The sequence below is a fragment of the Streptomyces sp. T028 genome (assembly GCF_048159505.1).
GTDB lineage: Bacteria > Actinomycetota > Actinomycetes > Streptomycetales > Streptomycetaceae > Streptomyces.
This window is the reverse complement of record NZ_JBLRVZ010000011.1, coordinates 1-10,596: the sequence shown is the minus strand read 5'-3', so window position 1 is coordinate 10,596 and position 10,596 is coordinate 1. Positions and strand designations below refer to the sequence as shown.

Sequence of the window (10,596 nt, the reverse complement as noted above, 5' to 3'; positions counted from 1 at the left end):
CCGGCCGGCCCGCTCGTCTCGGGTCACGCGGGGTTTGCCCGCGGTCGGCTCAGAAGGTCAGCTTCCAGCCGTTGAGGGTGCCCGTGTCCTGCGCGGCCACGTCCTGGACCTTCAGCTTCCAGGTGCCGTTCGCGGCCTCGCTGGAGGCGTCCACGGTGTAGGTGGTGTTGATGTTGTCCGCGGAGTCCGAGGAGCTGGAGGACTTCAGACGGTACGTCGAGCCGTCCGGGGCCACCAGGTCGACGACCAGGTCACCGCGGTAGGTGTGGGTGATGTCGACGGCGACCTTCAGAGTGGAGGGCGCGTTGCCGCTCAGCCCGCTGACGGCGATGGAGGAGGTGATCGCCGAGCTGTTGTCCGGAATGGCGACCGCGGTGCTGCTGGAGAAGGTGGTGCCGGTCGAGCCGCCGCCGGAGCCGCTCACCGCCGCCACGGTCTTGGCCGCGTCGGCCAGGCCCGCGCCGCAGCCGCCGGAGCAGGCGCCGGGCAGCGCACGGGCGTTGGCCTTGATGGCGCTCTCGATCTGGGCGGGGGTGAGCGAGGAGTTCGCCGACTTCAGCAGCGCGACCAGGCCCGCGATGTGCGGGGTGGCCATGCTGGTGCCCTGGTAGTAGGCGTACGACTCGGTCGACGGCGTCTTGGTGCCGGAGTTCAGCGTGGACAGGATGCCGTTGGCGGTGCCGGTGCTGGTCTGGCCGCCGGGCGCCGAGATGTCCACCAGGGAACCGTAGTTGGAGTACGAGGCCTTGGCGCCGGAGCGGTTGGTCGCGGCCACCGAGATCACGTTGTTGCAGTTGCCCGGCGAGTGGTTCGCGACGTTGTCGCTCTCGTTGCCGGCCGCCACGACGACGGTCGTGCCCCGGTTCACGGCGGCGGTGATGGCGCTCTGGGTGGCCGAGGTGCAGGCCCCGTCGCCGCCCAGGCTCATGTTGATGACCTTGGCGACGTTGGTGTTGGCGGGCACGCCGGAGACGCTGCCGCCGGACGCCCAGGTGATGGCGTCGATGATGTCGGAGTCGTAGCCGCCGCACTTGCCGAGGACACGGACCGGGGAGATCTTCGCGCCGTGGGCGATGCCCGCGACACCCTTGTTGTTGTTCGTGACGGCGGCGATGGTGCCGGCCACGTGGGTGCCGTGCCAGGAGGAGCTGGAGGCGGGGATGCCCGAGCCGCACTCGTTCGCGTTGTACCAGTCGCCCGGGTCGGCCGGGTTGCTGTCCCGGCCGTTGCCGTCCACCGAGACGGCGGTGTCGGCGATGAAGTCGTAGCCGCCGACGATGTTCGCGGCGAGGTCGCTGTGGGCGACGTAACCGGTGTCGATGACGGCGACGGTGACCCCGCTGCCGGTCGAAGTGGCCCAGGCACCGGGGACGTTCATGCCGGCGGTGGCCTCGTAGAGGTCCCACTGCTTGGCGTACTCGGTGTCGTTCGGGTCGGCCTTGGGGGTGTTGAGGCGGTCCGGGACGACATAGGCGACCTGCGGGTCGGCCTGGTAGCGGGCGACGACGTCGGCGACGTCCGCCCTGGTGACGTCCTCGCCCAGGTCGACCAGGGCCGCGCCGGTGCCGAGGCGGCGCTGGAAGTCGACGTCCTCGCCGGCCTGGTCGCCCTTGGCGGCGGCGTCGGCCTCGGCGGCCGCGTTCGAAGTGGCCTCACTGGCACCGGACTTGTAGCCGACGATGAGGCGTTCGGCGGCGGTACCGGGAGCGGCCTCGGTCTGTGCGGCGGGCACGGCGGAGGCCGCGGAGCCGGAGTCCTGGGCGGCGACCGCGGAGGCGGTGGAGGCGGCGGTGAGGAGGGCCGCGGAGAGGGCGGCGGCGGATATCAGCTTCCGCCGGAGAGCGGGTGAGGTGCGCAAGAGCGTGCCTTTCGTGGCCGGCTCCGGGCAGGCAGCGCGGAGCAACGGTCGATCGCTTCGTCGTCGAAGCGGCGGGGGGTGGAACGCGATGGCCGGCCGGGCGCGGAAAGCTGGTTCCGTCAGGGGTTGCCTGTGGTTCAGCTGTGCAGGAACGATAGGCAGAGGGACGGTCATCCGGATACAGGGGAAACCCTTGATCCGGCCGGAAACCCACCCTTGACGAACGCGAATCGGCCACCCGTGAGCACAACTGGACGGCGAATACGCCGAATTCGCTCACCGGCGCCCCCTACGGGCAGGGACTGAACGCGCCGGTCGCGGTTCCCGTACTGGACTGAACAGACCGCTGCCACACCGGCCGAGGAGACGTCCCCGATGCCCCGGATGCCCGCACACCGCATCGCCGCCCTGACGGCGGCGGCCGTGAGTCCGCTGCTGCTGAACCTGTGGGCCGCGGGCCCCGCTCTGGCCCATGGCGCGCCCACGGAGCCGTCCAGCCGGGTCTACGGCTGCTCGCCGGAGGGCACGCGGACCTCCACCGCGGCCTGCCGGGCGGCGATCGCCGCCAACGGGACGTCGTTCGCCGCCTGGGACAACCTGCGCGTGGCGAACGTGAACGGCCGCGACCGGCAGACGATCCCGGACGGCAAGCTGTGCAGCGGCGGACTGCCCGCCTACAAGGGGCTCGACCTCGCGCGCGCCGACTGGCCGACGACCCGGCTGACCCCGGGCGGGACGCTGAACATGACGTACGCCTCGACGATCCCGCACACCGGGACGTTCCGGCTCTATCTCACGAAGCAGGGGTACGACCCCACGAAACCGCTCACCTGGGACGACCTGCCCGAGCGCCCGTTCGCCGAGGTCAAGGACCCGGCGTTGACCGGCGGGGCGTACCGGTTCAGCGCGAAGCTGCCCGCCGACCGGACGGGGCGTCAGGTGCTGTACACCATCTGGCAGAACAGCAGTACGTCCGACACGTACTACTCGTGCTCCGACGTGGTGTTCTCGGCGGCCGCCGGATCCTCGGGCACCTCGGGCACGGACAAGGAGCAGCAGAAGGAGAACGAGAAGGGGGAGAAGGCTTCGGTGGCGCCCTCGTCGGCCGCGCCGAAGCCGTCGTCCACCGCGTCCACGGCGGCCGTGAGTCCGTCGGCCCCGGCCACCGCTTCGCCCGCACAGACGGGCGCGGACGCACCCGAGAGCACGCCGGTGGCGTCCACCACCGGGGCCGGTTCGGGTCCGTCCGCGCCGCTGCTGGCGGGCGGCGCCACCGCGGTGCTGGTGATCACCGGTGGCGCCGCCCTCGCGCTGCGTCTGCGCAGGCGCTGAAGTCCTCGGGTACGAGGGTCAGTTGACGGTGACCGCGTCGGTCCCGTCGGTCACCGGGGCGTACTTGGCGGTGAAGTAGCCGGCGGAGGGGCACAGCGTCGAGCCGGACGACCGGGTGAACGCCTGGTTGGCGAAGTTGATGCTGTTGTCGTCGTTGCTCGCAGTGCCGCTCAGGCCGGACGCCTGGTAGACGCAGGAGACGGTGCCCAGCAGGGTGCGCAGGACGACCGTGGTCTGGACGGCGGAGCCGCTCGGCGGGGTCACCGTGACGACACCGTCCGAGGTGACGGTGGTGGTGTACGCCAGGTTGTTGACGGTGATGCTGGTGACGCCGGTGACACCGAGGACGTTCGAGGTGCAGTCGCTGAACGTCTGCGCGGTGAGCGACTCGGTGGCGGTGCCGGGGGCCGTCGGGTTGTCGGTGACCGTGGCGGTGAACGTCGACGTGGCGCAGGAGATGCCGCTGGTGCCGGTCGAGCTGTTGTACAGCGTCGCGGCGGTACCGCCGGCCAGGGACGCGGTGAGGACGTCGCCGACCGCGACATCGCCGTTGGCGGTGGTCAGGACCGCGCCGGCCGCGGAGGCCGGGGTGACGGCCGGGAGGGTGAGCGCGACGGCGGTACCGGCGACGGCGAGGAGGGAGCGGATACGCATGGCGGGTGCCTCTTCTCTGAACTGGGGGGAATTTCGGGGGTGTTGATTGGCTCGCTGCCGTTCGCAACGTGGGGGGACGCGAGGCGGCGTCCGCCGTTGCCGGACCGTGACGCCTTCTCCGTACGTGACGGACCGGCAACGGCAGCCGGCCGGTGACCGGCCGGAGGCACTGGAGGGTGACTCCGGCCGGGCCGGGCAGCCAGGGCGACCGGAGACGGCCCGCGGGGGGAAGCGGCCGTACCGGTGCCGGATGAGGGATCGGACTCGGGTTGATCCGCCCACGTGGAACGGAAGGTCCGGGAACGCGGCGGACGCCGCGCTGCGGATCCGGCGCCACGGATCCGGGCCGAGCCGCGGATCCGGGCTGAGCCAGGGAGAGTTGTAGACCTGAGATTCAGTCAACGTCAATACGTTGAAAGGAAGTTGATGGTCCGACAGATATATGCACGGAACCTGTGACGGACTTGATCCACAGACGGCACATGATGAACACTCTTTTTCCACATCTCCCTTGACCCCTTGGTGTAACCATCGGTAACTTCCTCGTTGGCTACTGCTGCGTAACGTGAAAGCCCTTACGGCTTCCGGGAGTTGCGAGGAGGCGTGCGCGGCAGCCGCTGTCCGCGCCAGGACAACGCGCCACTGAAGCCCGACCCGCACCACTTCAAGCGCATGGGAGCAGACATGGCCTCGTCCCCGGACGTCACGTCGTCCGACGACAACACCCCCGGGAACCCGGAAAACGGTTCCTCCGGCAGACGCGGCCGGGTCCGGCCGCGCCGGGCCGCGGTGATGGCGGTGCCGGCCGCCGCGGTCGCCGCCGGCCTCGCGATCCTCACCGCCGAGGGCGCCCTCGGAGTGCAGTTCGCCATCTCCGGCATGCCGTTCGTGGTCACCGCCGACAAGCTCGACGGCACCGGATTCGAGCAGTTCGGCGCGCTGGACAGCATGATCGAGAACAGCCCCAACCAGGGCGACACCGGCGGCCAGGTCCTGGTCGTCACCTCGGTCGTGAAGAACGGCAACATCACCAACATGTGCCAGAGCGTCGACCTCGGCGGCATCCAGCTGCTGCTCACCGCGGGCGGCGACGGCACGCCGGTGCACGTGGAGAACCTGGCCATCGACTCCGACGTCATCAAGGGTGACGCCGAGTTCCACGGGATCGAGATCGGCGGCGACTCCAGCACCTTCACCAAGGGCGGCGTGAAGGGCCCCGAGGGCGTCTACGGCCAGCAGGCCGACACGGTCGTCATCAACGACCTCTACCAGCACAACTACGCGGCCACCGCCGGCGTGTTCAAGCTGCCCGACCTCCACATGCGGTTCGGGACCGGGGGTTGCCCGAAGTGAGCCGCTCCAGCCAGTGGCGCACCGCCTTCCGCGCATGGCGAGGGCGGCGGCCCTTCCTCGGCGGGGTGCTGCTCACGCTGGGCGGCGCCGAGATCCTGGTGACCATGAAGGCACCACTGCCGGTCATCCTGCACATCGGCATGCAGGGCCTCGCGGGTTACCTCCTGCCGACCCTGATGCTCGTCTGTGGTCTGCTGATCGTCTTCAACCCGAGTCAGCGGCTGTTCTACTCCGTGATCGCCGTGCTGCTCTCCCTGGCCACCTGGGTCACGTCCAACCTGGGCGGGTTCTTCGTCGGCCTGCTGCTGGGCGTCGTGGGCAGTTGCATGACGTTCGGCTGGCTGCCCGACCAGGAGCCGCGGGTGAGCCGCCGCAAGCGGCGCAAGGCGGCCCGGGCGGCCGCCGAGGCGCTCCGGTCGACCACGCTGCCGGGGGCGGGCGAGCCCGCCTGAGGCAACCGTCGCACCACACCGGCGGGGCCGGGACGACCTGCGCACAGCAGGACGCTCCCGGCCCCGCCGCCTCTCGTCGCGCCACGGGCGACGGGCCCGGGGGCCGTGCGGTTCCGGCCTCGTACGCCTGTTCAACCGGCGTACGAGAGTGGGAGGTTGGGACGTATGAGCCACGAAGAGATCGACACCGGGACGGCGCACTCCGCCCGGATCTACGACTACATCATCGGCGGCGAGGACCACTTCCCGGCGGACCGCGAGGCCGGCGACGCGATGGTCCGGGAGTGGCCGGCACTCCCCGTCCACATGCGGGCGAACCGCGACTTCATGAACCGCGCGGTCGGCCATCTGGCCCGGGAGGCGGGCATCCGCCAGTTCCTCGACGTCGGCAGCGGCATCCCCACCTCCCCCAACATCCACGAGATCGTCCAGGCCGAGGCCCCCGACGCCCGGGTGGTGTACGTCGACAACGACCCGCTCGTCCTCACCCTCTCCCGGAACCTGCTGGGCAGCACGGACGAGGGGCGCACGGCCTATCTGGAGGCCGACATGCGCGACCCGGCGGGGATCCTGGACTCGCCGGAGTTCCGCAAGACGCTGGACCTGGGGCGGCCGGTCGCCCTGACCGTGATCGCGATCGTCCACTTCCTGCTCGACGAGCACGACGCCGTGGGCATCGTGCGCCGGCTGCTCGACCCGCTGCCGCCCGGCAGCTACCTAGCGATGTCCGTCGGCACCGCGGACTTCGCGCCCGACGAGGTGGGCCGGGTGGCCCGGGAGTACGCGGCCCGGGGCATGCCGATGCGGCTGCGCACCCGCGAGGAGGCCGCCGCGTTCTTCACCGGTCTCGACCTCGTCGACCCCGGCATCGTCCAGGTGCACCGCTGGCGTCCCGACGGGACGGGCACCGAGGTGCTGCGCGACGCGGACATCGCGATGTACGGGGCTGTGGCGCGCAAGCCCTGACCACCCCCGTCCACACCCGCGTCTCTCGGTCACGGGCCCCGGGCGGGGCGGTGACGCGGAGCACTCCGCAATTTTGACGATCATTCAATCCACCTGCGGCTATGCTCCCTTTCGCCCCCTCCGGTCCCGTCCCGCATCACGATGCGGCAGCAGCACCTCACACCAAGTGGTTGTTTACTTGACTACCAGCGGTCACACACGGTTGGCTCCGAGCCAGCGATAGCGTCTCCCCGGCGCCCACCCCGTCGCTCCGGCGGCGCTCGCCCCGTCCTCATGCTCTGCCGCACAGCGAGGTGCAGCCCCCCATGAACAGTCCCCTCCCCTCCTCCCCACCTCCAAGACCCGCCGGTGCCGACCGGTCCGCGCGTCTGACCGTCCTCGCGGTCGCCTGCTGTCTGCTCCTCGCCGGCTGCTCCGGCGACGGCTCGTCCGGCGCGGACGGGGCGAGCGGCTCCGGCGGCCGGATGACGGTCGCGCTGGTCACCCATGGCGCCGAGGGCGACGCCTTCTGGGAGCTGGTGCGCAAGGGCGCGGAGGCGGCGGCCGCCAAGGACGGCGTCGAACTGACCTACGCGAGTGACGCGGACGCCGCCGGACAGGCCGGGCTGGTACAGGACGCGATCGGCGACGAGGTGGACGGCATCGCGGTGACGCTGGCCAAGCCGCAGGCGATGAGAACCGCGGTGGCCGCGGCGAAGACGGCCGGGATACCGGTGGTCGGTCTCAACTCCGGTATAGACGACTGGCGGTCGACGGGACTGCTGGAGTACTTCGGGCAGGACGAGAGCGTCGCGGGCCGCGCGGTCGGCGCCAGGCTCACCGGCCTCGGCGCGAAGCACGCCCTGTGCGTCATCCACGAGCGGGGCAACATCGCCCTGGAGGCGCGCTGTGCGGGTGTGAAGAAGACGTTCACCGGCGAGACCGAGATGCTCTACGTCGACGGGACCGACATGGACGCGATGTCCGCCGCCGTGACGGCACGCCTCCGGCAGGATGCCGGCATCGACGAAGTGATCGCCAACGGTGCGCAGTTCGCGCTCGCCGCGGTGAAGGCGGCGAAGCGGGCGGGCAGCAAGGCGAAGGTCGCCACCTTCGACCTCAACAAGGACATGGTCGGGGCGGTCCGCGACGGCACTGTGCAGTTCGCGGTGGACCAACAGCCGTATCTCCAGGGCTATCTGGCCGTGGACGCGCTCTGGCTGTACCGGACGAACGGCAACATCAGCGGAGGCGGTGTGTCCCCGGTGCTGACGGGGCCGGCCTTCGTCACGAAGTCCAATGTCTCCGACGTGGCGCGGTTCGCCGCCAACGGAACGCGCTGACCCGACCCCCTCCCCGCTGATCACCCTAGGACGACCATGTCTCCACGGACAGGTGCCCGGCGCCGGCGTCTCGGCTCCATACGTCTCTCCCTGATCCTGCTCGCGCTGGTACCCGGTGTCACCCTCGCGGCCATGTGGGGTGTGACGACGATCCAGATGTTCTCGGAGGGGCTGCGGCTGCGCGCCCAGACCGAACTGAGCCGCTCCACCGGTGCCATGGGCACCGAGGCGACGCTCGCGCTGCAGCAGGAGCGCAGTCTGTCGGCCGTGTGGCTGGCCTCGGGCGGCGACACCGCCCGGACCGCGCTGGACACGCAGCGCAGGAGGACGGACACGGCGGTCGCCAAGCTGGTCTCCCGGACCGACGACATCCAGCAGGCGCCCGAGCGGGTCGAGGACCAGCTGTACTCGGTCGTCGCCTCGGTGAGCAGCCTGGAGTACTACCGGGGCCAGGTGGACCACCCCACCGGCATCACCGCCGCCCAGGCCCTGGACCAGTACACCTCGATCATCGACCTCCAGATCCACGCCTTCCAGGAGCTGTCCCAGGTCGACGACGGCGACCTCACCTCGCAGTCCGGCCCGCTCGTCGCCCTGGAGCACGCGGCGGAACTGGTCTCCGAGGAGGACCTCCGGCTGACGCTGGCCGGGCCCGAGGGGCGGATGGACCAGAAGACGTGGGCGCAGTTCACCCAACTGGTCAACACCCGCCGCTGGCTGGTGGAGGACCAGATCGTCCCCTCCCTCACCGGCACCGCGAAGACCGAGACCGAGAAGATCCTGACCAGCTACCAGTGGCAGATCCTGCAGTCCGTCGAGGACAAGGTGCTCGCCGCCGGGGCCGACCTGGACGAGAAGGGCCTGGTCGTCCTGCCGGACGTGCAGAAGCAGTGGAGGGCCGCGCTCATCGAGGTCTCCGACCAGTACTCGGCGCTCATCCAGCGGCAGACCGCGGCGCTGCTCCAGCACAGCGCGGACAACGCGCGCGGACTGCTCATCAAGGCCGGTGCGCTGAGCGCCGGCGGTCTCGTCGCGCTGCTGCTGTGCGTCGGCATGTCCTGGCGGATCACCCGTTCGCTGTCCCGGCGGCTGCGCGGCCTGCGGATGGCGACGCTCTCCCTGGCGCAGGAACGGCTCCCGGACGTGGTGGCACGGCTGGACCGGGGTGAGACCGTCGACGTGGACTCGGCGGCCCCGCCGCTGGACTACGGCGGTGACGAACTCGGCCAGGTGGCCCAGGCGTTCAACACCGCGCAGCGCACCGCCGTGCACACCGCGGTCGAACTCGCCGACACCCGGCGGGGTTTCCAGAAGGTCATCCTCGGCATCGCCCGGCAGAGCCAGAACCTGGTCAACCTCCAGCTCAGCAAACTCGACGCGCTGGAGCGCACCCACCAGGACCCGGAGGTCCTCAAGGGGCTGTACGAACTCGACTCCACCGCCAGCCAGTTGCGCCGGTACGAGGAGAACCTCGTCATCATCAGCGGCGGCCGGCCCGGTCGCAGCTGGTCGGAGCCGGTCGCGCTGATCGACATCCTGCGCAGCGCGGTCGGCGAGGTTGCCCAGTACCAGCGGGTGGAGGTGCACACCGAGGAGGAGCTCTACATCGCCCCGCCCGCGGTGGCCGACGTGATCCATCTGCTGGCCGAGCTCATCGACAACGCGACCTCGTACTCGCCGGCGCCGAGCCCGGTCGGGGTGCGGGCCGCGATGGTGGCCAAGGGGCTGGCGATCGAGGTCGAGGACCGCGGTCTCGGCCTGTCCGAGGAGGACTACGAGTCCTTCAACGCGCAGTTGGCGGTGGAGCCGCAGTTCGACGTGGTGGCGCTCGCCGACGACCTGCGGCTCGGCATGTTCGTCATCGCCCGGCTGGCCACCCGGCACGGCATCGCGGTGACCCTGCGCCCCTCGCCGTACGGCGGCACCACGGCGATCGTCCTCGTCCCGCGCGACGTCGTGGTCCACGAGACGGACATCCCGCAGGCCCCGGTCGCTCCCGAGCCGGGGGCGGAACCGATCGACACGATACGCAGGCTGTCGGAAGCACTCCGGGGCCTGTCCGACACGGCCCCCGCCCCGACCGACGCGGCCCCCGCCCCGTCCGACACAGCCTTGCAACCGACCGTCGCGGCCGCGCAACCATCCGGCACGGCCTCGCAACCGACCGATGCGGCCCTGGAACCGTCCGGCACAGCCTCGGAACCATCCGGCACGGCCTCGGAACCATCCGGCACGGCCTCGGAACCGTCCGACGCGGTCTCGCAACCGTCCGACGCGGCCTCGCAACCGACGGGCGCGGCTCCGCAACCGTCCGGTGCGATACGGCACCCGTCCGCCGCGGCGTCGGAGCGGTCCGGTACGGCCTCGGAGCAGGTCTGCGCCGAGCGGGCGCCGTCCGGTGCGGCAGAGGCCTCCTCCGGGCCGGACCCCGAGCACGGCAGGCCCGACGGCGAGCGGGCCACCGCTCTCCCGAGACGCGACAAGGCCGCCGCGATACGCGACGCGTCCGCTCCGCCCGGCAGCGCGAGGGAGGCGGCACGCACCGCACCGTCCCCGGCGGACGCCTCACCATCCCCCGCAGACACCTCACCGCCCATGGCGGACGCCACACCGCCCCCGGCGGACGCCACACCATCCCCAGCAGATGCCACACCATCCC

8 protein-coding genes are annotated in these 10,596 nt (G+C 71.1%); 6 read left to right on the top strand and 2 right to left on the bottom strand.

Annotation, left to right across the window (positions count from 1 at the left end):
• Positions 1 to 49: 49 nt before the first annotated feature.
• Entirely contained in the window at positions 50 to 1,858 is a 1,809-nt protein-coding gene (locus ACLZN2_RS11375; RefSeq protein WP_416978267.1) for a S8 family peptidase, read from the bottom strand.
• Positions 1,859 to 2,233: 375 nt separating this feature from the next.
• Between ACLZN2_RS11375 and ACLZN2_RS11370 the strand changes: the two genes are divergently transcribed.
• Complete coding sequence (locus ACLZN2_RS11370; protein ID WP_416978266.1) at positions 2,234 to 3,190, top strand: lytic polysaccharide monooxygenase auxiliary activity family 9 protein; 957 nt, start codon at positions 2,234 to 2,236, stop codon at positions 3,188 to 3,190.
• Positions 3,191 to 3,208: 18 nt separating this feature from the next.
• Here the strand turns inward: ACLZN2_RS11370 and ACLZN2_RS11365 are convergent, their stop codons facing one another.
• Positions 3,209 to 3,844: a Tat pathway signal sequence domain protein gene (locus ACLZN2_RS11365; protein ID WP_416978265.1), complete on the bottom strand. Its 636-nt coding sequence runs from the start codon at positions 3,842 to 3,844 to the stop codon at positions 3,209 to 3,211.
• Positions 3,845 to 4,528: 684 nt separating this feature from the next.
• Between ACLZN2_RS11365 and ACLZN2_RS11360 the strand changes: the two genes are divergently transcribed.
• The 5 genes from ACLZN2_RS11360 to ACLZN2_RS11340 form a co-directional block, all read left to right on the top strand.
• Complete coding sequence (locus ACLZN2_RS11360; RefSeq protein WP_416978441.1) at positions 4,529 to 5,197, top strand: DUF6230 family protein; 669 nt, start codon at positions 4,529 to 4,531, stop codon at positions 5,195 to 5,197.
• Positions 5,185 to 5,649 carry a DUF6114 domain-containing protein gene (locus ACLZN2_RS11355; protein WP_416978264.1) on the top strand — a complete coding sequence of 155 codons (465 nt, stop codon included), beginning with the start codon at positions 5,185 to 5,187 and terminating at the stop codon, positions 5,647 to 5,649. The genes ACLZN2_RS11360 and ACLZN2_RS11355 overlap by 13 nt, the downstream gene beginning before the upstream one ends.
• A 165-nt stretch (positions 5,650 to 5,814) precedes the next feature.
• A complete protein-coding gene (locus ACLZN2_RS11350; RefSeq protein ID WP_416978263.1) occupies positions 5,815 to 6,615 on the top strand; it encodes an SAM-dependent methyltransferase in 801 nt (266 codons plus the stop codon).
• A gap of 305 nt (positions 6,616 to 6,920) precedes the next feature.
• Entirely contained in the window at positions 6,921 to 7,937 is a 1,017-nt protein-coding gene (locus tag ACLZN2_RS11345; RefSeq protein ID WP_416978262.1) for a substrate-binding domain-containing protein, read from the top strand.
• A 36-nt stretch (positions 7,938 to 7,973) separates the two neighbouring features.
• On the top strand, positions 7,974 to 10,596 hold a 2,623-nt coding region (locus tag ACLZN2_RS11340; protein ID WP_416978261.1), incomplete at its 3' end, for a nitrate- and nitrite sensing domain-containing protein.

Bases quoted from the DNA above. Each gene is read 5' to 3' on its own strand.
- ACLZN2_RS11345 (WP_416978262.1), top strand. From the start codon at position 6,921: ATGAACAGTCCCCTCCCCTCCTCCCCACCTCCAAGACCCGCCGGTGCC.
- ACLZN2_RS11370 (WP_416978266.1), top strand. From the start codon at position 2,234: ATGCCCCGGATGCCCGCACACCGCATCGCCGCCCTGACGGCGGCGGCC.
- ACLZN2_RS11360 (WP_416978441.1), top strand. From the start codon at position 4,529: ATGGCCTCGTCCCCGGACGTCACGTCGTCCGACGACAACACCCCCGGG.
- ACLZN2_RS11350 (WP_416978263.1), top strand. From the start codon at position 5,815: ATGAGCCACGAAGAGATCGACACCGGGACGGCGCACTCCGCCCGGATC.
- ACLZN2_RS11365 (WP_416978265.1), bottom strand. From the start codon at position 3,844: ATGCGTATCCGCTCCCTCCTCGCCGTCGCCGGTACCGCCGTCGCGCTC.